This window comes from Halomonas alkalisoli (assembly GCF_021412585.1).
GTDB classification, from domain to species: Bacteria; Pseudomonadota; Gammaproteobacteria; order Pseudomonadales; family Halomonadaceae; genus Halomonas; species Halomonas alkalisoli.
Map to the genome: position 1 here is coordinate 192,133 of NZ_JAKCMI010000021.1, position 25,408 is coordinate 217,540.

Annotated in this window: 23 protein-coding genes; 14 read left to right on the plus strand and 9 right to left on the minus strand. The window is 59.0% G+C overall.

The window, feature by feature from the left end:
* Positions 1-69: 69 nt before the first annotated feature.
* On the plus strand, positions 70-402 hold the full coding sequence (locus LY622_RS07355) for a type II toxin-antitoxin system HicB family antitoxin (protein ID WP_234290293.1): 333 nt from the start codon (positions 70-72) through the stop codon (positions 400-402).
* 841 nt (positions 403-1,243) lie between these two features.
* On the opposite strand, the gene drt3b is transcribed toward LY622_RS07355, so the two are convergent.
* Both drt3b and drt3a read right to left on the minus strand, forming a co-directional pair.
* Positions 1,244-3,322, minus strand: coding sequence for an antiviral reverse transcriptase Drt3b (gene drt3b, locus LY622_RS07360; RefSeq protein WP_234290294.1), 2,079 nt, complete (start codon positions 3,320-3,322; stop codon positions 1,244-1,246).
* Between the two features lies 1 nt (position 3,323).
* On the minus strand, positions 3,324-4,670 hold the full coding sequence (gene drt3a, locus LY622_RS07365; protein WP_234290295.1) for an antiviral reverse transcriptase Drt3a: 1,347 nt from the start codon (positions 4,668-4,670) through the stop codon (positions 3,324-3,326).
* A 306-nt stretch (positions 4,671-4,976) separates the two neighbouring features.
* Between drt3a and LY622_RS07370 the strand changes: the two genes are divergently transcribed.
* From LY622_RS07370 to LY622_RS07380, 3 genes are all read left to right on the plus strand, one after another.
* Positions 4,977-5,786, plus strand: a complete 810-nt coding sequence (locus LY622_RS07370; RefSeq protein ID WP_234290296.1) for an ion transporter — start codon at positions 4,977-4,979, stop codon at positions 5,784-5,786.
* Positions 5,787-5,804: 18 nt separating this feature from the next.
* Entirely contained in the window at positions 5,805-7,061 is a 1,257-nt protein-coding gene (locus LY622_RS07375; RefSeq protein ID WP_234290297.1) for a DUF4236 domain-containing protein, read from the plus strand.
* Positions 7,062-7,122: 61 nt separating this feature from the next.
* On the plus strand, positions 7,123-7,314 hold the full coding sequence (locus LY622_RS07380; protein WP_234290298.1) for an antitoxin Xre/MbcA/ParS toxin-binding domain-containing protein: 192 nt from the start codon (positions 7,123-7,125) through the stop codon (positions 7,312-7,314).
* Positions 7,315-7,409: 95 nt separating this feature from the next.
* Here LY622_RS07380 and LY622_RS07385 read toward each other — a convergent pair whose 3' ends face one another.
* Together LY622_RS07385 and LY622_RS07390 are read right to left on the minus strand one after the other, a co-directional pair.
* Positions 7,410-8,273 (minus strand): DUF6544 family protein, encoded by an 864-nt coding sequence (locus tag LY622_RS07385; RefSeq protein ID WP_234290299.1) that lies wholly within the window; start codon positions 8,271-8,273, stop codon positions 7,410-7,412.
* A gap of 88 nt (positions 8,274-8,361) precedes the next feature.
* Positions 8,362-9,192, minus strand: coding sequence for an SDR family oxidoreductase (locus LY622_RS07390; protein ID WP_234290300.1), 831 nt, complete (start codon positions 9,190-9,192; stop codon positions 8,362-8,364).
* A gap of 326 nt (positions 9,193-9,518) precedes the next feature.
* On the opposite strand from LY622_RS07390, the gene hmuQ reads away from it, so the two are divergent.
* The gene (gene hmuQ, locus LY622_RS07395) at positions 9,519-9,851 is read left to right on the plus strand and encodes a heme-degrading protein HmuQ (protein ID WP_066444243.1); all 333 of its coding nucleotides are present in this window, start codon (positions 9,519-9,521) and stop codon (positions 9,849-9,851) included.
* A gap of 21 nt (positions 9,852-9,872) precedes the next feature.
* Positions 9,873-10,526 carry a 5'-methylthioadenosine/S-adenosylhomocysteine nucleosidase gene (locus LY622_RS07400; RefSeq protein WP_234290301.1) on the plus strand — a complete coding sequence of 218 codons (654 nt, stop codon included), beginning with the start codon at positions 9,873-9,875 and terminating at the stop codon, positions 10,524-10,526.
* Positions 10,527-10,809: 283 nt separating this feature from the next.
* On the opposite strand, the gene LY622_RS07405 is transcribed toward LY622_RS07400, so the two are convergent.
* The gene (locus LY622_RS07405) at positions 10,810-11,217 is read right to left on the minus strand and encodes a hypothetical protein (protein WP_234290302.1); all 408 of its coding nucleotides are present in this window, start codon (positions 11,215-11,217) and stop codon (positions 10,810-10,812) included.
* A gap of 129 nt (positions 11,218-11,346) precedes the next feature.
* On the opposite strand from LY622_RS07405, the gene LY622_RS07410 reads away from it, so the two are divergent.
* Positions 11,347-12,306 carry a LysR family transcriptional regulator gene (locus tag LY622_RS07410; RefSeq protein WP_234290303.1) on the plus strand — a complete coding sequence of 320 codons (960 nt, stop codon included), beginning with the start codon at positions 11,347-11,349 and terminating at the stop codon, positions 12,304-12,306.
* 52 nt (positions 12,307-12,358) lie between these two features.
* Entirely contained in the window at positions 12,359-13,069 is a 711-nt protein-coding gene (locus LY622_RS07415) for a DsbA family oxidoreductase (RefSeq protein WP_234290304.1), read from the plus strand.
* A 61-nt stretch (positions 13,070-13,130) separates the two neighbouring features.
* Here LY622_RS07415 and LY622_RS07420 read toward each other — a convergent pair whose 3' ends face one another.
* Entirely contained in the window at positions 13,131-13,904 is a 774-nt protein-coding gene (locus LY622_RS07420; protein WP_234290305.1) for an ADP-ribosylglycohydrolase family protein, read from the minus strand.
* A 187-nt stretch (positions 13,905-14,091) separates the two neighbouring features.
* Positions 14,092-15,285 (minus strand): hypothetical protein, encoded by a 1,194-nt coding sequence (locus LY622_RS07425; protein ID WP_234290306.1) that lies wholly within the window; start codon positions 15,283-15,285, stop codon positions 14,092-14,094.
* 348 nt (positions 15,286-15,633) lie between these two features.
* Here LY622_RS07425 and LY622_RS07430 point away from each other — a divergent pair, with 348 nt between their 5' ends.
* Both LY622_RS07430 and LY622_RS07435 read left to right on the plus strand, forming a co-directional pair.
* Positions 15,634-17,055, plus strand: coding sequence for a coniferyl aldehyde dehydrogenase (locus LY622_RS07430; protein WP_234290307.1), 1,422 nt, complete (start codon positions 15,634-15,636; stop codon positions 17,053-17,055).
* Positions 17,056-17,164: 109 nt separating this feature from the next.
* On the plus strand, positions 17,165-17,659 hold the full coding sequence (locus LY622_RS07435) for an Mpo1 family 2-hydroxy fatty acid dioxygenase (RefSeq protein ID WP_234290308.1): 495 nt from the start codon (positions 17,165-17,167) through the stop codon (positions 17,657-17,659).
* Between the two features lie 130 nt (positions 17,660-17,789).
* Here the strand turns inward: LY622_RS07435 and LY622_RS07440 are convergent, their stop codons facing one another.
* Positions 17,790-19,019 (minus strand): sensor domain-containing phosphodiesterase, encoded by a 1,230-nt coding sequence (locus tag LY622_RS07440; protein ID WP_234290309.1) that lies wholly within the window; start codon positions 19,017-19,019, stop codon positions 17,790-17,792.
* A gap of 467 nt (positions 19,020-19,486) precedes the next feature.
* Between LY622_RS07440 and LY622_RS07445 the strand changes: the two genes are divergently transcribed.
* Both LY622_RS07445 and LY622_RS07450 read left to right on the plus strand, forming a co-directional pair.
* Positions 19,487-20,857 (plus strand): pyridoxal-phosphate dependent enzyme, encoded by a 1,371-nt coding sequence (locus LY622_RS07445; protein ID WP_234290310.1) that lies wholly within the window; start codon positions 19,487-19,489, stop codon positions 20,855-20,857.
* A 207-nt stretch (positions 20,858-21,064) separates the two neighbouring features.
* Complete coding sequence (locus LY622_RS07450) at positions 21,065-22,258, plus strand: cystathionine gamma-synthase (protein ID WP_234290311.1); 1,194 nt, start codon at positions 21,065-21,067, stop codon at positions 22,256-22,258.
* Between the two features lie 99 nt (positions 22,259-22,357).
* Here LY622_RS07450 and LY622_RS07455 read toward each other — a convergent pair whose 3' ends face one another.
* Positions 22,358-23,734, minus strand: a complete 1,377-nt coding sequence (locus LY622_RS07455) for a dihydrolipoyl dehydrogenase family protein (RefSeq protein WP_234290312.1) — start codon at positions 23,732-23,734, stop codon at positions 22,358-22,360.
* A gap of 369 nt (positions 23,735-24,103) precedes the next feature.
* Here LY622_RS07455 and LY622_RS07460 point away from each other — a divergent pair, with 369 nt between their 5' ends.
* Positions 24,104-24,439 (plus strand): hypothetical protein, encoded by a 336-nt coding sequence (locus LY622_RS07460; protein WP_234290313.1) that lies wholly within the window; start codon positions 24,104-24,106, stop codon positions 24,437-24,439.
* A 366-nt stretch (positions 24,440-24,805) separates the two neighbouring features.
* On the plus strand, positions 24,806-25,330 hold the full coding sequence (locus LY622_RS07465; protein WP_234290314.1) for a phasin family protein: 525 nt from the start codon (positions 24,806-24,808) through the stop codon (positions 25,328-25,330).
* Positions 25,331-25,408: the final 78 nt, after the last annotated feature.

Here is a 25,408-nt window from a genome sequence, read left to right on the forward strand (position 1 = left end):
TCACCGGATCCCGACAAGGGCGCGGTGGCCAGCATTCCGCAAGTGGTTGGAAGAGAACGGAGAGACCCCGTGAACAACATTATGATCATCAACGGCTATCGCGCTATGATCCAGTACGACCCGGATATCGAGATGTTCCGCGGTGAGTTTATCGGCCTGAACGGCAGTGCCGACTTCTACGCCGACAGCGTGGCCAAGCTGCGCGAAGAAGGCCGGGATTCACTGCGTGTCTTCCTCGAGGAGTGCCGGGAACGAGGCATCGAGCCCACCAAGTCCTACTCCGGTAAGTTCCAGGTGCGCCTGCCTGAGGAGCTGCACAAGAACGCCATCGATGCCGCCACAGCCAAGGGGCAAAGCCTCAATCAGTTCGTAGCTACCGCCATAGGGCACGAGCTTTCTTGATAACATTGCCTCTCAGAGCCGGTGTAACACATTCGGGACGCAGTGCGTACAGAAAACCTCTCCCGGCACCGCTGCCGCCCCCCACTACTTCCCCGACGCCCCAACCCCATCCTCACCCGAGAACTGGTCTACACCGGCATCACTCGCGCCAATCACTGGCACACGCAGGTTGAGGCGGGACAAGGGATGCTGGCTGAATGCGGTGGCGAGGGAGGTCATGAGTGGTTGCGGGAGGTTGTAGGCCCCTGCAGCCCGAACGTCATGATGGTATGGGCGAATTCGGATCGCGCCATGCACCACAAAGAAAGAGCCGATTATATGCACGCGAAAAAGATGCCTCAGCTCAAGGCCGAAGCCTAAGCCGAAGAACAGAAGTTTCGGGAAACCCACGACTCCTCGGCCACGTAGAGTGGAACTAGGTAGTGCCCGCTTCTTTCCAGAATTTACGCCCTTCACCAAACCCGCCTCACTTCGTCTTCCCTAAGCATTACTCGGTCGAATCAAGATAAAGACCAACAAGCGCGACATGCTCTATCAGCTCCTGCTTGAGGTTTGGCTTGCAGATGATGTCAACGATAGCCTGCGAAGTAAGTAATGTGCTAATGAGCATGGTCAATAGCCGAAGAGTGACAAAGAAACAACGAGGTAAAGCCCACGTCTGCGGTTCTTCCTTCTCTCGCGGGAACTGTTCTAACTCGTGCGGGATAACGGCGTAAAAAATAGGCGGGTGGCTCATCCGGGCCACCCTCGTCACCACTTCCATGCATAGGACAGAGGTAACGTCCATGCGAGTGTGTGAGCTGCCTACAGCCATTATCGGTTGGATGATGCATGAACATTATCAATATACTTCAAGGCTTCGTTTGGCGTCAAGCTCTTTTCCAAAGTCAAAGTCAGTCCATTTTGTAAACCAAGCCCCTCTAAGTTTTATTAGAGAGTCTTGATCAGAAAGTGCTTCTACTCCATACAGCGTTAAAAGATGCCTTTTTAAATCATCGCTTAGATAAGGACAAGACAAGCAGTCAAAAAACAAAACTGTCCGCTCAGTATCTTTTGACAAAATACTAGCTGTGCTTTCCATTCTTTCAATTATATGCTGTTCAATTGCATCTCTAAGATCATTGTATCTTTTCTTCCCCCTAATATAGAATAGGGCAACCGTAATTGAAAAAAGATTGAGATCATTTGTAAACTGATATGTATTGACAGACTCCTTTTTCTTTGCTCCTAGAAAAGAAGCGATAACCTCCTCCTCCACCCTATAATCCTTTCCTAGCTCAGACAGAACTGTCAACAAGTAGAGCGTTTCTACTTGAGTGTATTTCTTTGACCCGCTTTTGTTAGTTATAAAATAAATATTTTCAAAAATTTGCTTAAACACTCCATTCATGTCGTCTCTAGTAGACTCCTTTGTTCGCAAGAAAGAAATAAATACGTACAAAACACGAGCCAATTTTACCGTAGTATTAACTCTTGGTGAAACTGAGTATATAAAAAAAGAAAATTCAATTATTGAGCTTATGGCGTACACAAGAGATCTTGAAGTGCTACTGGTTTTTTCAATTTCCTTATAAGTGTCTATTATTTTTTTAGACTTAGACTCAACAATAGCCAGAGAGTAGTTTAATATATCTTTGTACTCAACCCCACTAGACTTTATTATTTCTTTGAACTCGGTAATTAGCGGTGATGGCCTAACAAATATATTCCCATGCTTAACCTTAACACTTTCCTCGTTGCGAATTTCTTCAGACTCCTCTATTTTGTATTTTAACTTATCATTAAGTAGGGCTGATATCTGCTTCTTCGCTATAGTTATTTCAGTTATAATCGGCTTCTGATAAATCTTCTCCTTCTCAGTATTTAGATTAAGCTTGTATTGCTTCAAACTACCCTGCAACTGGATTAATATTTTTTTGTATACAGCATGATCATTGTAGAATACAAAATAGTCATCAACATAGCGGAACAACTCATAATCCGACTCATGGAAAATATTCTGCAACTTGAGTTCTTCAAGCACTTCTTTATCTATATACTGAAGAATTATTTCGGCAAAAATCCTTGAGCTTTCAGGCCCAATCAGAATCCCATTGGTCTCTCCATAATTTTCAGACTGTAGTAATTCATCAAACTCATCAGGAAAGCATCCTTTTATATCACCTCCTTCAATTGCGCCAGACATCACATCTTTAACCGTTCTTTTACCAAATATGGACCAAGCAATGGAGTGCGTATAAATGCTGTCAAAGCACTTCGATATGTCAAGTCGAGCCATGTTATTATATTTTTTCTCGCACTGATGATACTCTTTAGACTCAAAGAACTTGAAGATATTACTATATTTTTTATATACAAAGAATGACTTAAGACTCCTATACTCTTTATCCACCTCCTCTATTATTCCTGAAGGTTGAGCTTCTTCATCGCCACTAGGTAGCCTTGCTTGGTTATCCATGAACACACATCTAGCCAAGCTTGACGGTGAGCGGAGACTAAACCTTCCCTTATGGCAATGATAAATCATTAAATTTTTATGATTATTATAGAAATCAACCAGCTTAAGCTGATTCCTAGGATGAGAAAAAGACAAGGTTCTTAGTTCATCTTCTTTGTGTGTAATTCCATAAGTAAAAGGAATGGTGGTCATTTCACTTTTACTCAGCTTTAAGCTGGATGTTTCTCCATCAGTATAACCTTCGATCGTTGGCTGATGAACTCCGAGAAGTATCTGTATTGCCAAGTGCGACCCTCTGCACTTGGCGCGCCATTCAAAGACTCCATTTTTATACTCAAAATCATTCCTGCTTACAAATTCGTAAAAGTGCCTATTTGAAAATGTCAATGGTATTTCATATGGCAGGACATCAGAAATTAGCGCCCGCTCTTTCGTGTAATTAAGCTTGATTTTTCTCTTCATTTCAACGTCTCCAAACCTGCGTTATTTTACCTAGGTCTCGAGTGGAGAAGCTCCTGAAAACTTTATTTTCAAAACCATCCCTGAAAGATAACTTTAAAACTCTTCTTTGCAACGTCTGGGAAGTCACGCCTGAAGCCCTAAGTCCCAAGTAATGATCTAGTTGATCTAAAAAAGAAAGGTCGTCAATCCACCTGTTAGAACTGTAGATCCCTACAAAAGTACCGGATTTATTGTTCGCCAATTTCGTATTTCCAGTCAAAAACCTAATACGATTCACCAACAACTTTTTATCATTTTCTGAGCCATAACTCTTACGGTAACTCTCGAAGGCGCAATCTATTCGTGCCTTATATTTCTTTATTTTATCCTTGCTTGCCCCAACTTTCACCTTTTTAGCGTGATGCTGGATCTTATAGCCCAAGTACTCAAAGCTATAATCGACTCCTTTCTTGAAAGCTATCAACTTTGTCTTTTGTTGATTTTCTTCGTTTAGCGAGAGTCCAATATCCGACATAATACTAGATACCATCTCCTTCCTATCCTCAACCCTATATGACTTTAAAGGGGAGAAAATAACGACAATATCATCGACGTATCTTGTATAATACACAACCCCTGGAAGCGCCTTTATCATTTCATCTGCGCCGCTCATGTATAGCTCTGACAAATAAGCACTGATGCCGACTCCTCTAGGGATTCCCTTTTGGCTTTGAGTGATCTTCTCATAGTCCCGCATGACCTGCTCAATCATTTTTCTTGAGGCTAAAGAGAGCTCAGGATTTTTACTTATTCTATCTTTAAGAAAATTTCTATCTATGCTCTCATAGAAACTAGAAATGTCGGTTCTAATAATTTGCTTTGGAAAGTTGTCGCTAAGAACGGATATTATCTGGGATATGATAACATCCCTGCTAGCCTGCTTCACATTATAAGTGGTTTTGATGTTTTTTTGAACTTGCTTCTCTGCAAAAAAAGACTCAATGCCGGGTTTCACACAATAGACTTGCTTACCATGATGGGAAGAAAAATGCTTTTCTATCTTCAGCTTGAAAGTTTTTTTGGAAATGTTTTGTGATGCTTCCTCAAGGCGTGAATTTATTATATAATCACGACCAGCCTCATGGGAATTTATAGCATCTCTAATTTTTTTAAGCCGCGCCTGGTAAATCTCTTCCGAGTACTTATCCTTCCTTTTATTTAAGCTCCTTTTTATTCTTCGCCACCTTTTGATGGCCAAGGAAACCTCCCTTATTTCCGAAGGAAAGCCTTTCTCAATATAGTCGCCCTTTCTATTCTCTGCATCGTATATTTTGCGAAGATTTTCTTGCGTGAATGACTGATTTAACATGATGGAATTTCCCCGCTACTATAATAATATCTCTCAGGCTGATGTATATTGACTTGGCTGTACCCGTAACTGGTGACAGCAAGCAAGGTTTCGTCGATGATGACTCGCACGCGTCGGGCGTGCGGGTGCAGTGTGATGCGGGGCTCGTTGGAAGCCGTTGGCATAGAGCCATCCCTTACGTATTGGCGTTATCGTTATACTGTTATGAGATTCAGCCTAGCACCCAAAGCTGGTTTGTCCCATTCTGGCCATCAACGGGCGCCTAGGTATCCGTTCTTCGGGCTGGCGACGGTATAGGGGAAATGCATGCGGCCACCTGATAGCTACAAAACCAGCGCCTATGAGGGTTGGCGCCGTCGCCTTTACCTGATGCTCGAGCCCACCGCTCGTGACTCCCCTGGACTATCGATCACCAATCGCTTCATCGCCGTCCTGATCATCCTCGCAACGGCACTGACCATTCTGGAGACGGAGCCGGTAGTCCGAGCGCTGGCTCCAGGCGTCTTCATCACCGCCGAGACAGTGCTGGCCTTGGCGTTTCTAGTCGAGTACGTCGCTCGTGTGGTCGCGGCCGGCGAAGATCCCCGCTATCGAGGGCTAGCTGGACGCTTACGCTTCATGGTTAGCCCATGGGCGATCATCGACCTGCTCGCTATCTTGCCTTTCTTCCTCACCATGGGGGCAGTCAACGCCTTCACGTTACGTCTGCTCAAGCTGATCCGGCTGCTCAGGCTCGCGCGCCTAGGGCGCTTCTCCAATGCGATCGGCGATCTCTACCTGGCGGTGCGCGGACGCCGCTACGAACTCACGGTAAGCCTGATGGTGGCTGTAGCGTTGCTGATCGTCACCAGCAGCGGGATCTATGTCCTGGAAGCTAGCCATCAGCCCGAGGCCTTCGGGAGCATTCCCAGGGCGCTCTGGTGGAGCGTGGCCACACTCACCACGGTGGGCTATGGGGACGTGACACCGGTGACTGCGGCCGGGCAGCTGTTTGCTGGCCTGACCGCCATCGTCGGCATCGGCATGATCGCCATGCCGACCGGCATCCTGGCTGCAGCCTTCAGCGATGCCATGCAGAAACGTCGGGAGCAGGCTGAAGACGACAATAACGAGTAACAAGACAGGGAGCGGAGAATGGCACTTCGATTTCGTCGGCGCATCCGTATTGCCCCAGGCATTAGCCTGAACCTCAGCAAAAGCGGGATCGGGGCCTCCATCGGCCCTCGAGGCGCCAAGGTAAGCGTGGGGCGTCGCGGCGTTTATGCCAACGTTGGACTGCCGGGTACCGGCCTCGCCTACCGTGAGAAGCTCAACAAGCGCGGAGGCCGGGGTGCAACCAGCGCCCGGGCGGGGGCGCCCTCTCCGGGCAAAGCACTTGAGCATCAGCTCAAGGCAGGGGGCTCGGCGGTTGCGCGTGTCCGTGTCGAGGACGGTGAGGTCGTGATCACCGACGATGATGGCCAGCCATATGATGAGACGGAACTCCGTGTACTTCGGAAGTACGCTGGAGAGGGCATGCGCGATCTGCTCCAACAAGCATGCGATCGGCTGAACGCCGATCTATTGGCACTGGCCACAGTGCACATTGATACGCTGCCGCCACGAGACAAGCCAGTGTTTCAGGCTCGAGCGTTTCCCGAACCTGAGCCTCAGCGCAGGCCTCGCCTCCAGCCGACGCTGTGGAGCCGTATCTGGCCACCGGCGGGGCGTCGGCTAGAAGAACAGAACGAGCAACGGGCTGAGCAATACGCACGCGCCTTCAGCGAATGGGAGGCGGCGGCGCGAGCTTTCAACGAGCAGGAACGGCAACGGCGCGAGCAAGAGACCGAGTTAGTGCTGACGAACCTCGATGCCATGGCCAATGTCCTTGAGGAACACTTGGGCGAGATCCCGTGGCCGAGGGAGACGAACGTAAGCTTCGACCTCGGCGATGATGCCAGCACCATCGCTATCGACATCGAGCTACCCGAAGAGGATGCCTTCCCGGACGTGGAGTACAACCTAGCCGCCAAGCAGGCAAAGGTTTCCGTCAAAAAAGTCGCCGCCACTCGGCGTCGAATGCTGTACCGCGACTACGCTCATGGTGTTGCGATGCGGGTGCTGGGTGAGATATTCCACCGCCTTCCAACTGTCCAGGTGGCGTTGGTATCAGCCTACATGCCAGCACTCGACGCCGGTACTGGGCAACCAAGCGAAAGCTACCTCTACAGCGTCCTGGTCACCAAACCCCAGTGGCGAGAAATCAATTTTAAGGCCTTGGCCGACATCGAGCCACCTGCCACCTTGGAGCACTTCGAGCTGCGAAGAAAAATGACCAAGACGGGAGTGTTCAAGCCTATTGAACCGTTCGATGTCGAAGCGCTGGCAAGCTGTCGAACTCCGGGTGTTTGATTAGCCGAGCCCAACAGAAAAGCCCGCAGCGGCGCGTCTCGACATCAATCAGCTCGAGCGAATGTCGCTAATCCTGGGGATCTACAAGGTTCTCCAGATTCTACTGCCGCGGGCCGACGCCGCGGACGCCTGGTTACGCCGGCCCAATCACAATCCCCTGTTTGCCGGCCAACCTCCTCTGGAACGGATGCGCAGCGGCCTGGTGCAAGGACCTCTATGTCGTCCGCCAGCACCTCGATACCGCCCGAAGTGAGGGCCATGCATGACGTTTACACTGCCAGCTATTCATCACGACATGGCTCTCGAGGCTGCATGCTTGCCTCTCCAGCTCCTCGGCGTCGAGTAGCACTACCGCACCGGAAACCGCACCTCCTCCACCCTCGCCCGGAAGAACGGAAAGTACGCCTCCGTGCCGAAGTGGTTGCCACCGTCGACCTTGGTGGGCAGGGTGAAGCCATCGAAGTCTTGGAAGCCATCCAGGTAGCCGCCGAAGGGCTGGAGCCGCCACTCCTTCTCGGGGTTGGCATCGCTCCAGCGTTGGAACTGCACCCAGAGCGGGCGGCCGTCTTCGGCTACGGCGATCTCTATCGTTTGCTCCAGGGTACCGTTCGTAATCACCGCTCGTGCCAGGTTGGGCTCGTCGGTCTGTTCCCAGCGCACGCCATGCTGTGGCAGCAAGGCGGCGGGTGCCCAGAAGGCGGCCTCCCCTGCCACACGGTCAAACGACGAGCGTAGGTGGTTTTCGTCGTCGCCTGCCCGGGCGACGGGCAGCGTGCCGTTGAGCCAGAGGCGCGTCCAGGAGCGGCCGTTGGCCATGCCGTCCGAGCCGCTGAGTTGCATGATTCCCGAACCGGCTCGAATCCGCCAGATGAAGCCGTGCGGCGGGGCGAGTATCTGGTGGGCGCGCATGGGGCGATAGCCCGGCGCCTGCTTGTCGCCCAGGCCGAGCTCGCCGGTCATGTGGATTTCGCTGACCACATGCAGCGGCGTGCCCGGGGCAATGGTGTAGAGGAAGTATCGCCGGGCCGCATCGGGCAGGTCTTCGACCAAGGCGGGATCGAAGGTCTCGACGGTGGCGGGCGCCTGGGATTGCAGCCAGGCCCAGGCATTGTCCATCGCGCGGTTATCGGCCAGGCGCCAGGCCTGCATGGCCAGTACGCCTGTGAGTACCAGCGCCAGCAGCAGGCCGGCGGCCATACCCACGTACGCCATTCGGTTTCTCCTGCGTTTCACCTGGCGCTCTTCCTCTCGTCGGTGCGGCGAGCAAATTCAGCGTACCGGGTGGTACGCGAGTGGCGGCTTATAGACCAAAGGTTTCCTTTACCTTCGCTTCGAACGCCTTGTCATCCATCTCCCTGCGCATTGGCACGAACAGTTCCGCCTCCTGGCCGACCTTGACGGCGATTTCGCTGTCCTCATTCTCGATGATGTCCTTCACCGCCTGCGCGATGGGTTGGGGGTCAGGGCCTTCATTGATGGCCTTGGCCACGATCGGCACGAAATGGGCCACCAGCTCCTTGTAGGGAGAGTCGTCACCGGTAGTTTGGCTGTTGGCGACAAGCCCTTTTTTGACGAAATTGGTGCCGAACAAGCCGGCAAGGACGGAGTGAACCCGTATTCCGAAAGGCGCCACCTCGAATCTCAAGGAGTCGGTGATCCCTTCCACCGCGTATTTGCTGGCATTGTAATGCGAGAGCAGAGGCAGCCCCATCCTGCCCAGGAAGGAAGAGATATTGACGATAACGCCGCTACCCGCCTTACGCATATGGGGAAGAACTTCTCTGGTCATCTTGATGAGACCAAAGACATTCACATCGAATTGCTTGAAGATTTCTTCATCGGTGCCTTCTTCAAGGGTGGCAAGAAGACCGAAGCCTGCATTATTGACCAACACATCGATCTTTCCTTCCTTCTCGATGACGTGCTGAACGGCGCTCTGAATCGACGCGGTATCCTGCACATCGAGAGACACGGTATTCAGCTCGAGGCCGCGCTTGCCCGCCTCCTCCTTCAGTTCCTGGCTGTTACTCCTGACGCCGGCATAAACGGTGTAACCCTGTTCGGCGAGCAGCAGCGCCGTTGCCTTGCCCATGCCAGATGCCGCGCCAGTGATCAAAACGGTCTTGTTCACAATGCAATCCTTTTTCTGAGTTGTCAGGCAGTACCCGAGACATTCCCTTGCAGTATGGAGAAGCAGGATTGAAAGAGAATTGCCGGCGCGCAGGGATCGGTGGTTACCGGAATAATTGTGCGTTTTCCTTGATCCCGGTCAGCGCCGCGCCCTTGGGCAGGGCGCTGGCGATTCAACGAGCGAATTCGCGGAACTTGGGCAGTACGATACCGGTTTCGGTATCGAGCGCTACTTTCGCGGTGAATGCCGATGCCCTTGCCCCCTGTCGACGTCAGTGTCATCGTCAAACGGTCACCATTGACTGCCTGACCGCAAGGAGCAATATCGTGTTCATCGCCATGAACCGTTTTCGGGTCAACCCCGAGAGAGTGGAGGAGTTCGAGCAGATCTGGCTGGAGCGGGAGAGCCACCTGCAAGGCCTGCCCGGTTTCGTCGAGTTCCATATGCTGCGCGGCCCCGAGAAGGAGGACCACGTGCTCTACGCCTCCCACACCATCTGGCGCTCGCGCGAGGACTTCGAGGCCTGGACGCACTCCGAGGCGTTCCGCGCAGCGCATGCCAACGCCGGTCAGAGCAAGCGCGAAGGGCTCTACCTGGGCCCGCCGAACTTCGAAGGGTTCGAGGTTATCCAGACGGTCGGTAACGCGAGCGATGCCTGAGGCACAGATGAGGATCGAAGCATGAGCGCGGCTCAGCGCACGCCGCCACTGACGCAACTGGGCGGCCGCGACATCCTCTTCGCGATGGCTGCCGACGCCGAATACGGCCCGCATCTCAAGCAGCGTTTTACCCCGTTCATGACCGGCGTTGGCCCCGTGGAGGCGGCAGTGGAACTCACCGCTGCCCTTGCCGCCCTGGCCCAACGCGGGCGCCTGCCGGATCTGGTGGTGTCGCTGGGGTCGGCGGGCAGCCGGGTGCTGGAGCAGACCGAGATCTACCAGGCAACCAGCGTCTCCTACCGCGACATGGACGCCACGCCCCTGGGCTTCGAGAAGGGCGCCACGCCCTTTCTCGACCTGCCGGCGACCCTTCCACTGCCGCTGCGCATTCCCGGCATTCGCGAGACCACGCTCTCGACCGGTGCCAATATCGTCTCGGGCTCGGCCTATGACGCCATCGCCGCCGAGATGGTGGACATGGAGAGCTACGCCTGCCTGCGCGCCTGCATGCGCTTCGACGTGCCGCTGGTCGTGCTGCGCGGCATTTCGGACGGCAAGGCGGAGCTGCATCACGTGGATGACTGGACGGAGTATCTGCACGTCATCGACGAGAAGCTCGCCGCCGCCGTCGACCGCCTGGGTGAGGCGCTTGCCACGGGCCTGTTGGCGCGCTGAGCGCTAGCGGAATCAGGACGGCTTGATAGCGAAAGCGGCACAGCTGGTGCAGGGTGAGCGGCAGTGATATTAAATTATCGATAACGCCACAAATCGACACTCTACTGTCGGGATGAAAACCAGGCACGTCACCCTCTGCCCCCAAGCTTCCCTCTCGTTGCGCCTGTTCGCCGGCTTGATCGAGGAGGGAAGGCTACGCAAGGGCTGGACCCGAGACGATTCGCCGTGCTGGCAGCATAGCCCAGCTAATAACGGTCCAGGAACGTGCCATGTTCCTGCCGCCTCAATGGGCGGCAAGCACTTCGGTATCCGCGAAATAGAAATGGATCTGATAGAGCGGCTCCTGGAACGGGCCGACTCCATCGGGCTTGTAATCCATGTCGATGTGGGTCAGGGGCGGGGTCTGCATTCCGGTGGGGATCTGCTTCCAGTTAACACCGGACGCAAGATCACTGGCCAGGAACATGTATTCGACACAGACAATACGGCCCTCGATCTCGCAATAGATCGGCCCGAGCGGCAGATTCGCAGGTTCGGCCCAGTGTGTGCCCATATGTGGCACATGGGGACTGATCGCAACGGCATCCGGGACGATGTCGGATAGCAGCGGCAGATGCGACAGGCCATCTGCCGCCACTGATGAGGTAACGGCAAAAGCAGCGGCGGCAAGCGTGACAGGCACAGGTTTCATCGGTGTCTCCTCCATTCCGATGAGTGACGTAAACCCACGGGCGGGTGGCGCGCGTTGGGGTGCTTACCAGACAGTCTGTGTACTGACTGCAAATTTGTGAAATCGATTGATTGTATATATGTTATTTACATGGCAAATATATCGAGTTTGGATCTGAACCTTCTTCGGGTTTTGGATGCCTTGCTGCGCGAAGGCTCGACGGTGGGTGCCGGACGCAGGCTGGCGCTTTCGCAACCCGCTGTTTCAGCGGCGCTCGGCCGGTTGCGCCATGCGCTGGGCGATCCGCTATTTGTCCGTCAGGGGCAAGGGCTGGTCCCGACCAGTTATGCAACAAGTCTGGAGGGGCCACTCCGGGCAGTTCTGGAAGAGCTTGAAAGCGTTCTTGCCGGCCCGGAAAAATTCGACCCCGCCGAGGCGCAGCTCGACTTCCACATTTCCGGCACGGATTTCTTTGCCACGATGCTGATGCCTGAGCTTGGCGCGCGCGTACAGCACGCAGCGCCTGGGTTGCGGTTGCAGCTGGTCGATCTGGTGCCCGATCACCATGTCGAGGCACTGGAGCGACAAGATGTGGATCTTGCGCTGTTGCCGGAGCGCGACTTTCCTGCCTGGACCGCCCATGCGCGGCTGTTTCACGCTGAATTTACTGTGATCGCACGCAATGGCCATCCGGCGCTGACCGCAGCGGGTCTTGCACCGGGCGAGATGATTCCGATGGAGCTGTTCTGCTCACTGGGTCATGTCCTGTGCTCACCCGATGGCCGATTCCATGGACTTGGCGATGATGCACTTGCGCGGGCGGGGCGCAGCCGCCGGGTGATGATGTCGGTTCCCGTCTTCGAGGGTGTGCTGCAGGTAGTGGCGGCAACCGACCTGATTGCACTGTTTCCCAGAGGGCTTGCCGAACACCGGGACCCCTCTGCCGGGATCACGCTGTATGCGCCTCCGATGGCCATTCCACCCGTGCAATTGAGCATGATCTGGCATCGATGCCGGAGCAGAGACCCGGCACATGCCTGGCTGCGAGGCATGGTGCAGGAGATACTCACACCACTGGGGCAACGTACCGACCTGTCTGTGCTCGGTTGAATCACTGCCTTCGCTGCCCGATGGTCGATCCTGCGTCAGGGTGCCCGGCTGCATGAGAAGCTCCGATCACGACCTTGAGATGGTAGGGTTCGATGGAACCCTACCCAATGGCTCAGCGACCATGCCCCACGTCGACATCACTGTGATCTCTGATGCCATCTGCCCATGGTGCTTCATCGGCAAACGCCACCTCGATCTCGCCCTGGCGGAACTGCCCGAGGAAATCAGCATATCGGTGGCCTGGCACCCCTTCGAGCTCAACCCCGACATGCCCGCCGGGGGCCTGCCGCGGCGTGACTATCGCACCGCCAAGTTCGGCTCCTGGGAGCGCTCTCGCGCTCTCGACGCTCAGGTGGAGGCTGCCGCCGAACAGGCCGGCATCCAGATTCACCATGAACGCATGACGCGAACGCCCAATACCTTCGACGCCCACCGGCTGATCTGGCTCGCCGGGGAACATGGCGTCCAGTCGGCGGTGGTCAGCGCGCTCTTCCGGTGCTACTTCGTCGACGGTGAGGATATCGGTGACAGCGCGGTACTGGCCAACGCCGCCCGAGACGGCGGGCTAGCGGATATCGACATTCCCGCCTTTCTCGCCAGCGACCAGGGCCGGGCCGAGGTCAGAGCCGGCCTCGACGAGGCTCGGCGCCTGGGAGTGAGCGGTGTGCCCACCTTCATCTTCAACGGCACCACCGGCCTGTCGGGCGCCCAACCGCCCGAGGCACTGCGCCAGGCGATTCTCGAGTCGACCGGCAGGCGTTGAAGGCCGGCGCCAGCGTCCCGATGGCCCACGCCACCCGGCTAGGTGAACTGGAGCAAGGACATCAGGATGCCAGAAATTTGGCCTCGAAGGCTTCCACCACCTCGCGCAATTCCGGCGTCAGCCGCGCCAGTGTCTCGCTTCGCAGCGACTCGGGCAGGCCACCATGGAAGGCTTCGGCCATGGCGCCCGCCATACATGCCTGGGTGTCGGCATCGCCGCCAAGCGATACCGCATTGCGGATGGCCGACTCGACGCTATCGGCCTCCAGAAAGGCGAGGATCGCCGGCGGCACCGAGCCCTGGCAGGAGACGTCGAAGCGATAGTTCGGCCGGATCTCGTCCAGGGTTTGGGAGAGGTCATAGCCGAAGCGCCCCTCCACCTCGGCACGCAGGCTCGCCTTGTCGGCGCCCTGTCGCGCCAGGAAGATCACCGCCGCCACCGCCTGGGCGCCGCGAATGCCTTCGGGATGGTCGTGGGTGACCTCGGCGCTGCGCTTGGCCAGGCTTAGCGCCGCCTCCAGCGACGTGGCGGCGAAGCCCACCAGGGGCACCCGCATGGCCGAGCCGTTACCCCAGCTGTAGTAGGGCTGCCTGTCCCGGTTTGCCGCCCAGCGCATGAAGCCGCCGCCGAAGCCGGCGTTCGGATAGCGATGGAAGTAGTCATGGAAGGCATCGACGAAGTCGCCGCCGTGCATCATCACCTCGGCGACCGCCACGCAGAGCACGCTGTCGTCGGTGAAGGTGCTGTGCGGCGTGAACAGCGGAAAGTCGCGGTGCTTGGTGCCACGCCCTTCGTGCACCGAACCGATGATATCGCCGGCGATGGCGCCGAGCATATTGGCCTCCTCGAGCGCGAGCTTACGATATAGCCCCTAACCGGTATCTATCCCCATGCATAGCGGGACAGTCACCACCTCGTCAACCGGGGCTGTCTCCGGTTAGATTCGTCTCTGGTGCCTTCGTCCCTGCCCACACCCATTTTCCATCGACACCCAGGAGCCATTCAGGTGGCCCATCCCGTGATCAGGACACCGGCTGCTGCTTAAGTCGATACAGCACCTTATCCGGGTGCCCGTCATCGTCGGTGTAGACCACAAAGGCCTTGTAGTGATCGAAGAAGGTGCCGGTGAAGAAGATCCACTCGTCGGGGCGGAAGTTGATGATGTTGTCCAGTTTGACGTCCTCCTCCTCGAAGAAGTCCTCGCCAGTCAGGGTCATCAACAGCTCGCGGAAATCGTCGGCGGAGGCCTCGTCGAGCACGAAGCCGGAGTCGAGCAAGCCGCCGAAGAAGGCACTCAGGTCCGTATCGCTTGAGGGACGCTGGAAGGGCAGCAGTCGATCACCATCCTGGTAGAAGAAATGCTCACGAGTGCTCCGCCAGCCACTGTCGTCGGAGAGCGAGGCAAAGGTGTCGTAGTCGTAGCGATAGACGGTGCGCTGCACAATATCACTGTTGTCCGGCGTCACGACCGGCTCCACCTCCAGGCGCATATCCTCCATGAACAGCGCCTTCACCTCGGCCAGCTCTTCCTCGCTGACGCTTGGCGCGGAGGCATCCACTAGATCGTCACGCCCCCAGTCGACAACCCGCATCGAGGAGTCCCGGCTCAGCTCGCCCTCTAGCCTCAGGGATATCTCGGCACCTTCCAGCGGCTGCTCATCGATTCCTGCCAGGCGGCCATCGAAGGTCAGGCTCCATTCCAGGGTATCCTCTGCCGCCTGCTCGAAGTGAACGCTTCCGGCATCGGCCAGCACCTCGCCGAGTCCTTCGCGACGTTCTCCCAGTATCCCCATCGCCATGAAGGTATCCCCATCGATGGTCTCGACGTCCGGACCTACCAGGGCTGCCTCACCTTCCACCATCGCGGTCTCAGTATGGGGTGACAGCACCATGCACAGGTATTGCAGTTCGTCGCCGTCGCTTCTCAGCATGAGCATGGTGCCAACAACCAGTCCGCTGCTGCTGTCGTTAAACCAGCCCTGGCCATAAACGCGCCAGCGCTGGTCCTGCCGCTCCCAGGCACCAGCGATGGGGGGCGCCATCTCCGGGTCGTCGCTATCGAGCATGGCGATGATCTCGGCATCGGACATATCCTCTGGCGGCGGCGAACAGAGCGTCGGGTCCACCATCTCGATCAGCATACCCGGAGGCATTCGCTCCTCAAGCGGGTCGGCGCTGGCTGGCGCCGTCACTGCCACCAGCAGACCAGCACCCATTAGACTGGCGGTCCAACGGGCGCCTGTAGATGAAAGGGCTAAAAACGCCATCGTGTACACTCCCATTGTTATTGGCCGGTTAGTACGCTCTTCTGCGGCAGCGCACTAGTCATCAAGCTACCAATGCTCCGCGGATCACTCCCCGTTCAAATGAACGGTATCTCTTGGGCCAGCTTCCTTCGGCGAGGACCATACGGATCTGACGTTGGCTCGGGAGGCAGATCTGCGGCCCGACACTGGGACTTTCGCCCCTCGACAGCCTCGATGGGGATACTGTGGTAGTACTGACGCATCGGGCGGCCTGCAAAGGTGCCGCCTCGCCTGGGTGGCGATTTAAGGAGCTATCGCATGACCACTGAGCCTACCGCCTCACCTGCCGTCGACCTGACTCCGTTGCTCGCCGCTCAGCGCGAGGCCTATCGCCGCGACGGTGCGCCATCACTCACCGAGCGCCGCGCCGATCTTTCACGGCTGCGCGCCGCGCTGATCGAGAACCGTACCCGGCTCGAGGAGGCCATCAACGCCGATTTCGGTCATCGTTCACGCCACGAGACCAGCATCATGGAGCTCGGGAGCACGATCAGCGGGATCGACTATCTGCACAAGCACCTGCGCCGCATGATGCGCCCGGAAAAGCGCCATGTTGCCGTTCACATGCAGTTCGGCTCGGCACGGGTGGAGTACCAGCCGCTGGGTGTCGTCGGGGTCATGGCGCCGTGGAATTACCCTCTCGTGCTCGCCTTGATGCCGCTGGCGACGGCGCTCGCGGCCGGCAACCGTGTGCTGCTGAAGCCGTCGGAATTCACCCCGACGATCAACGCGCTGCTCGAGGAGTTACTCGGCGCGCTGTTTTCGGCGGAACAGGTGGCGGTGGTCAACGGCGATGCAGCGGTTGGCGCTGCCTTCTCCGCCCTGCCGTTCGATCATCTGGTCTTCACCGGCAGCACGGCGGTCGGACGCAAGGTCATGCAGGCGGCCAGCGAGCACCTGGTGCCGGTAACGCTGGAACTGGGCGGCAAGTCGCCGGTCATCGTCGAGAAAGGTCATCCACTCGACCATGCCTGCGCCGGTATCGTGTTCGGCAAGCTGGTAAGCGGTGGCCAGACCTGCATCGCGCCCGACTATGCCCTCGTCCATGAGGATGACCTTGCCGGGTTCCTCACCCGTTACGAGGCGGCCGTGGTGGCCGCCTACCCCGATGGCCCGGCGAGCGAGGATTACACCTGGGTGATCAACGACCGGCACCTGGCCCGCCTGAACGGCCTGCTGGAGGATGCCCGCGCCAAGGGCGCGACGGTTCGCGAGATCGGCCGCGAGGCGCCGGGTGCGAATCCCCGCGCCATGCGCCCGACGGTGGTGCTCAATATCACCGACGACATGACCATCGCCCATGAGGAGATCTTCGGGCCGATCCTGCCGGTGTTCCCCTACCGCACGCTCGATGAGGCCATCGACGTCGTCGAGGCACGCCCCCGCCCGCTGGCGCTCTACTACTTCGGACACGACAAGGCGGCGCAGCGCCAGGTGCTCGACGGCACGACGTCGGGCAATGTGACCATCAACGGCACGCTCATGCACATCGCCCAGGACGACCTGCCATTTGGCGGCGTCGGCGCGAGTGGCATCGGCGCCTATCACGCCATAGAAGGTTTCCGCCGGCTGAGCCATGCCAAGGGTATCTACGTGCAAGGCCGCTGGAACATCACGACACTGCTGCGTCCGCCATTCGGCAGGATGGCAGAGCGGCTGCTGCGCTTCGTCCTGCGTTGAACGTGGGTGGTGCTGCGCCGACTCGGCTGCACCTGGCCCACGGCAAGGCCATGCAAGAGTCTAGAATGGACATGACTCAGAGGCTTCCGAGTATAACGAGGGCAAGACGATGCGTAGCCTGCAGCAATTTCTCGACGACTATGGCGAGAGCCATCGCCATCCGGTGAACCAGTGGGTGCACATCGTCTGTGTGCCGGCAATCCTGTTCTCCACCCTGGGCTTGCTATGGCTGGTGCCGATTGGCCGCTGGCTGGGCCTGGAAACCGGAGCGGCCGAGTGGGTCAATGGGGCCACCCTGCTGGGCGTGCTGGCCGGTGTGGTCTACCTACGCCTCTCCTTCGGCATATTGCTGATGATGGTCGCCTGGTTCGCCCTTTCCGTAGGGGGCATCCTCGCCATCCAGGGTGCGGGGTGGTCGCTGTTCTGGATCTCGCTGATCACCTGGGTGGCTGCGTGGGCTATGCAGGTGTGGGGCCACAAGGTGGAAGGCAAGAAGCCGTCCTTCATCGAAGACCTGGTCTTTCTGCTGATCGGCCCGATCTTCGTTACCTTCGAAGTGGCGCACAAGTTGGGGCTGCGCGTCCCTCGCCCGGCCGGCCACTGAGCCTTCTCCACGCCACATCGGCTTGGTCGCCCAACGAGAGGCAGGCGGCAGCGCCCTTGAAGGGGCAGTGGTCACGGTGATGCTGCTCAAGGACTTTCTGATCGGATGCGGAAAGCTCCCGGAGGCCTCGTCAGGCAGGCAAGGGGCCCGGCCGGCCCAGCAGGTAGCCCTGTGCCTTGCGGACGCCGATGTCTCGCAAGGCTTCCAACTCGGCCTGGGTCTCGACGCCCTCGGCGAGCAGCCGGCTGCCCGTTTCGGCCGTGAAGCCAACCAAGGCCGCGGCCAGCGCTCGGCTGTCGCGGCGCGTGTCTATGCCGTGGGTCAGGGATCGATCCAGCTTGATGACGTCCGGCGCCAGGCGGAGGATATGGCGAAAGCTGGCATAGCCCGCGCCCGCATCATCGATCGCCAGCCTGAGCCCTTGCCTGCGCATCTCGACCAGCGCCTCGAAGAGGCCGGCGTAGTCGTCAATGACATCGTGTTCGGTGACCTCGAGCATCAGGCGGTCAAGGGGATAGGGCCTGAACAGACCGGCAAGCCGGCCGGTCAGGATGGTGGCCGGAGAGGCATTGAGTGACAGGTAGACCAAGTCGGGAATCTCGGGCAGCGCCTCCAGCGCCATCTCGATGGCCGCCAGCTCCAGTTCCTCCCGCAGCCCCACCGTGGCGGCCTCCTCGAACCACTTGTCGGGACTTCTGATCGGCTCGGCGACGAAACGCGACAGCGCTTCATAACCGGCAATGTGCTGGTCGGCGAGATCGTACATGGGCTGGAAGACGATGTGGAAGCGACGATGGTCGAGCACATGGCGTATTCTTGCCTCGGTGGCCTTCTGCCGTTGCTTGCGCTTGCGCTGCCCCTCAAGCTGTCGCGCCACAAAGTCGGCAAAGACCCGCATCATGACCAGGTCACGCTCATTCAAGGTGGCGTTGGGTTGGCGAGCGAAGCAGCACATCGTGCCGTAAACGCTGCCATCCCGCAGGCGTATGGGCACGCTGACGTGGGCGCCTATCGGCACCTCCCAGGTGGCCGCCAGGTCCAGCGCCGCCGGCTCCTGTCGCGCATCGCGGATCACTTCCGGCAGCCTGCCATCCACGACCCGTTGGCAATAACTTTCGTCGAGAGGACCCGACCCCCCGACTTCCAGGAGTGGTACCGCCGGCTCTTCGTCCACGAAGCGGAAAATCCGTCTTTCGGCTTCAAACTCCGAGATAAAGGCGACTTCCATACCGAGATGGGTGCGGATGGCATGCAGGACCTCGTGCAGCGCGTGTTCGGTCGACGCCTCGGCGAGCTCATCCAGCCCCAGGGAAATATCTACCAGCGGATGCTCTGTCGCGTTGGATGCTCCAGCTTCCATGAGCCACCTGAATGTCAAGTTATGGACAGCGACCACGCCAGCTCTAGCGTGGCACAACGCCTACCTGGATCAACGCTTCAGTCATCTTCCTTACACCTGCACCCGGCGATCCTGCGGGTACAGGTAGCCCCATTACATACGACCCGTATCGTTATGTTAGTCAGTGTTCCAGCCTAATACCAAAGGATTATTTGTCCCATGCATGTGATCAATGAATAGCCGCACCTCAGTCGTCGTGAATCAGCCGCTCGTTGACGTCAAAACAGGCAAGCCGGCTTTCGGACCGCTGGCGATGACGTAGACGGCACCCTCCACCTCCACCGCCCCCGGCATGACCCGCTCCGCCGAACTGCTAGACTGAAATCGAGACCGCGACTTCGCCGTGCCGGCGCTGATGGTCAAGGGTCGCCGGATACGCCGGTCACCTCCACTGCCCCTTGGGGAGACACCGATTCCCGGAGGCCCCGATGCAACCCCTTGCGAATGCCATGGCTCTGATCGGCAACACGCCGATGGTGCGGGTCGCCGCCCTGGACACCGGCCCCTGCGAGCTCTACCTGAAGCTGGAACACCTGAACCCGACCGGCTCGATCAAGGACCGTATCGGGCTGTCGATGATCGAGGCCGCCGAGGCCTCGGGCGAGCTCCAGCCGGGCGGCACCCTGGTCGAGGGCACCGCCGGCAATACCGGCCTGGCCCTGGCGCTGGTGGCCCAGCAGAAGGGCTACCGCGTGATCCTGGTGATCCCCGACAAGATGAGCCGCGAGAAGATCTTCAATCTCAAGGCCATGGGCGCCGAGGTGGTGCTGACGCGCTCGGACGTGGCCAAGGGCCACCCGGAGTACTACCAGGACAAGGCGGCGGCCATCGCCCGGGAGACGCCCGGCGCGGTGTTCGTCAACCAGTTCGGCAACCCCGCCAACCCCCTCGCCCACGAACGGGGCACCGGCCCGGAGATCCTCAGCCAGATGGACAACCGCCTCGACGCCGTGGTGTGTGGCGTCGGCTCGAGCGGCACCATCACCGGCCTGTCGCGCTGCTTCGCCAAGGCCGCCCCCGAGGTGGAGCTGATCCTCGCCGACCCCGAGGGCTCGGTGCTGGCGGAGTTCGTGCGCACCGGCCGGCTCAGCACCGAGAGCGGCAGCTGGCTGATCGAGGGCATCGGCGAGGACTTCGTGCCCCCCATCGCCGATCTCTCCCGGGTGAGCCAGGCGATCACCATCTCCGACAAGGAGAGCCTGCTCTGCGGCCGCGAACTGCTGCGAAGCGAGGGCATCCTGGGTGGCACCTCCACCGGCACCTGCCTGGCGGCGGCGCTGCGCTACTGCCGAGCCCAGACCCAGCCCAAGCGGGTGGTGACCTTCGTCTGCGATACCGGCAACAAGTACCTCTCCAAGATGTACAACGAGCACTGGATGGAGGACCAGGGCTTCATCGAGCGCCACCACTACGGCGACCTGCGCGACCTGATCCGCCACCCCTATGCCGAGCACGACACCATCGTGGTGGCACCCGACGAGCCGCTGACCACCGCCTACGCGCGCATGAAGCTCTACGACGTTTCCCAGTTGCCGGTGATGGAGGGCGACCGGGTGGTCGGCATCATCGACGAGTCGGACATACTGATGGCGGTGTACGGCCACGAGGACCATTTCAAGTCGCCGGTTCGCGAGGCGATGATCACCCAGTTGCAGGAGCTCACCCCCGGCGCCAGCCTGGACGACCTGGTGGCGGTGTTCGAGGAGGACCATGTGGCCATCGTCACCGAGGGCGACGACTTCCATGGCCTGATCACGCGGATCGACCTGCTCAATTATCTGCGCCGCCGGATCGACTGAAGGTTTGTCTGAAAACTGCCTGCGCTCGCCCATACGGCGTTAAAAATCAGCTCAAAGTACTCATTTACACCCCCGTAAACTCCGCCTTTTCGCTGATTTTTGCCTTGTGACCCACACGGATGTGGGAAATGCGTGGGCCCGTAGGGAACGGGCCTAGCCCTGGCCATCGCTCGGCGACTTTTCAGACGAAACCTTGAGGAGGGATGTATGAACGACGACAAGCGCAACGGCCAGCATCGGCTGGCGACCCGGGCCATCCATGCCGGCCAGGCGCCGGACCCGAGCACCGGTGCCATCATGACACCGATCTATGCCACCTCCACCTATGTGCAGGGAAGCCCCGGCCATCACCAGGGCTTCGAGTACTCCCGTAGCGGCAACCCCACCCGCCTGGCGCTGGAGCGCTGCATGGCGGACCTGGAAGGCGGCACGGCGGGCTTCGCCTTCGCCTCGGGCATGGCGGCCACGGCCTGCGTGCTGGAACTGCTCGACCACGGCAGCCATGTGATCGCCATGGACGACCTCTACGGCGGCTCCTACAGGCTGTTCGAGAACGTCCGCCGGCGCTCCGCCGGGCTCGACTTCGGCTTCGTCGACCTGAGCCTCGATGAGGCACTGGACATCGCCCTGCACGACAACAGCCGCATGCTATGGGTGGAATCGCCCAGCAACCCGCTGCTCAAGCTCGTCGACCTGGAGCGAGTCGCCGCCTTCGCCCGCGACCACGGCCTGATCAGTGTGATGGACAACACCTTTGCCAGCCCGGTGCTGCAGCGCCCCCTGGAGCTCGGCTTCGACATCGTGGTGCACTCCACCACCAAGTACCTGGGGGGCCACTCCGATATTGTCGGCGGGGTCGCCGTGGTGGCCGATGAGGAACTCGCCGAGCGCCTGGCTTTCCTGCATAACGCCGTGGGCGGCATCGCCGGACCCTTCGACAGTTTTCTCGCCCTGCGCGGCCTGAAGACGCTGGTGCTGCGCATGCGCCAGCACTGCCAGAACGCCCGGGCGCTGGCCGCCTGGCTGGAGGCCCACCCCGCCGTGGAACGGGTCATCTACCCGGGACTCGCCAGCCACCCCCAGCACGCCCTGGCCAAGCGCCAGATGAGCGACTTCGGTGGCATGCTCTCGATGGTGGTGCGCGGCGGCGAACCGGCGGCACGCCGCGTGCTGGAGCGCTGCCGGCTGTTCTCCCTGGCCGAGAGCCTGGGCGGGGTGGAGAGCCTGATCGAGCACCCCGGCATCATGACCCACGCCTCCGTGCCTGCCGAGACTCGCGAGCGGCTGGGCATCGAGGGCGGGCTGATTCGGCTCTCGGTGGGCATCGAGGCGATCGAGGACCTGATCGCCGACCTGGATCAGGCCCTGGGGGGCGACGGCCCAGCCGCTCCACCCACATGAGGCCCTCGCCTTGTCGGCTTGTGCCCCTCATCAGCGTGAAGCAGACAGCATAGCGTTCAATGAGCATCGAGGCGGGCGATGACCTGAATCCGGCGGCTCCTACGCCGTGGCATCGAACACCTGCCTGACCAACTCGGCAAGCGTCGGGTGCACGTGGATGCTGTCGCGCACCCGTTGCGCCTTGGCCCCCGGGGTGTTCATGGCGACCACCACCTCGTGAATCAGGTCGGCGGCCTGGGGGCCGATCATGTGAAAGCCCAGGATCCGGTCGCTGCCCTTCTCGACCAGGAGTTTCGCAAAGCCCGGGGGGGAACCGACGATCTTGCCCTTGGCGAAATCGGCATACTCCTTCCGGGCCACGGTGTAATCGAGGCCCTGGTCGCGACAGGCGCGCTCGGTCAGCCCGACCGAGCCGATCTGCGGATTGCTGAACACGGCGTGCGGGTTGGCGGTGTAGTCGACCGCCAGGGAGGCACCGTGCGCGTTGCGGTAGGCAAGCTCACCTTCGTAGCTCGAGGTGTGCTTGAACATCCCCTGCCCGATGACGTCGCCATAGGCATAGATGTCGGGGTGCGTGGTCCGAAGCCCGTCGTCGACCACCACGAAGCCGCGGTCGTCGAGCTCGACCCCCGTCCGTTCCAGCCCGAGCCCATCGGTGTTGGGACGCCGACCGGTGGCCAGCAGGAGCCGATCCCCGAGCACGGTCCGTTCGCCGTCGCCGGTGGCGACGACCAGGCCGCAATGCCCGTCGCGCACCAGCGCCTGGCGAGCCTCGGCTTGCAGCACCAGCTCCACCCGCTTGGCGAGCTCCTGGGTGAACAGCGCCCGCACGTCGTCGTCTTCGGCCAGCAGGCATTCGGAGTGGTCGATCACCGTGACGCGGGTGCCCAGGGCGGAGAAGAAGTGGGCAAACTCACAGCCGATGTAGCCGCCGCCGAGGATGATCAGGTGCTCGGGCTGCTCGGTGAGGTCGAAGATGACGGACTCGTTGGTGAGGAACCCGCTCTCCGCCAGCCCGGGGATCGGCGGGACCGCGGGTCGCGCGCCCGCCGCGATGAAGATCCGCTCGCCGGTCAGCCGGCGCCCGTCCTCCATCTCGATCAGCTTGTCGTCCACGAAATGCGCCTGGCCGTAGTAGGGGGTGAAGGCGCTCTCCACCCAGCGGCGCACGGCAGCGGCGTCGTTCTCGCGCCGCCGACGGACCGTGTCGAGCACGGCCTGGAAGTCGACGCGAACCGACGACTGATCCAGGTGAATACCGAAGTCCCCGGCGTGCCGGATCGTCTGCATCACCTCGGCAGCCTGAATCAGGCCCTTCGTCGGGATGCAGCCGCGGTTCACGCAGGTGCCGCCGAGCTGGTCGGGGCGGTCATCGACCAGCGCGACCGACTTGCCGTCCTGCTGAGCGTAATAGGCGGCCGTCAGACCAGAGCCGCCGCCGATGCAGACCACGTCGTAGCGCTCAATCGCCGCCATGGTTCCTCCCCGCTTTACCGCCCCGCGCTCGATATCCTTCGGCCGGCCCTGTCGAGGTCGGTGATCAGGTTCTTCTTCTGCGAGTGTAGCCCAATCGATGCCCGCCACAGGAAGTTCGAACCAGGCTTCAGGTAAAGTGGACCCCGAAAATCGGACCAGGGTATTCGCGCTCGTTCGTGAACTCGCCTCAACGCCCCTGAATACCTCGGCGCAGCCAGTCATGTACGAAGGCGGTCTGCGCCCAGTTGGGGATGGCACCGGGGATGCCATGCATTTTTCAATTGAGCTCGTCGCCTTGTCTCAGGCAGGATGGAGAAAGGGAAAGCAGGTCATTAGGGATGAGCAACGGCATACCGCTGGAGGAGCCACATGCAACCGCTGAGCTATTACTACTACAACGTACTGGAAGGCCTCGAAAAGCCGTGCGACGTGCCGACGACCCAGCTGCAGGAGGGCTACGATATCCTGTACCGACATGGCGGGCGCATCGAAATGGACCTGATGCGCAAGGCCGAGGATGGCAATGCCCAGGGCAGGCCCTACCACTGGTACGAGGCCCTCGATGACGAGCAGCGGGCGAAACTGCACAAGGCCCTGGATGACGAAAACCCCGCGAAGATCCTCAAGATCATTCAGCGCAACGGCTATGCCGGGGTGCTCTACCACCATGCCTGGCAATACTTCCGGGAGCCGGGAGCCGCCTAAGCCCCCTCTCCGCAAGTACCTACAGGGCTCGCGATCTCAAGCGGGCCCTTTTTCCAAGCTCCTTATTCTAAGCCCCTTGCCCAAGTCCCTTTTCTAAGCTCCTTGTCTAAGCTCGTTATCTAAGCCCCTTTCCTAAGCCCTCGTGCTGAATAACGCTGGTTTGGATGTCGTTGGGTGTGCTACCGCACAGAGCGACTCGCTTTGTCTGTTTATGGTTTGAGGGATGTAGCCGTAGTTGCCAGCCCAAGAAGGAATCTACACAAACAGGCGACATCAGCATCAGCTTGTTGAGGAACGACTTGCTGAATTGCAAACTTTACCTGGATTATTACTTCACTTGTTTGTTACAAGACATGGAGAAATTAAATGAGCGCTGAAAAGACCAAGTCAGATGGCAACCCGTCTAGCGAACGAAGCAGCGAAAGGGCCAAAGGGCAGTTCGACAACGCCGTTTTAGAGCCGGTGCGTGCTTACGGAGCACTGACCACTGATTACTTTGAGAAACTCTTCTCGGTTCAGTTCGATTCCGTTCGTGCCTTTGCGGACAAGAATCTGGCACAGTCCCGCTCCTGGCTTGAGGTGAAGGATTCCGACAGTTTTCGGCAGGTAGTGGAGAAGCAGCAGCAGGCCGTCCGGGAATTGAGTGAGCAGATGAAGGAAGACGCTGACAGGATCCAGGCCTTGAGTCAGGAATACCTGAAGGAGACCCAGCAGCTGACATCTGAGAGCGTGCAGTCAGGCAGCAAGCAGCTCGAAGAAAACATGCAGAAAGGGAAGGCTCAAGTAGAGGGCCACTTCCAGCAAGGCAAGGAAGAGGCAGGTAATTCTCAACAGAAAAGCCAGCGGCAGGCCGACAATAGCAAGAAGTCGACCAGCACGTCGGATAAGTAATGCTGATTGCTTGACAAGCAAGTGGTAATGTGCAGGGCCGCTTTCCCGGGAAAGCGGCCCTTTTACTGTCTGGCTGTA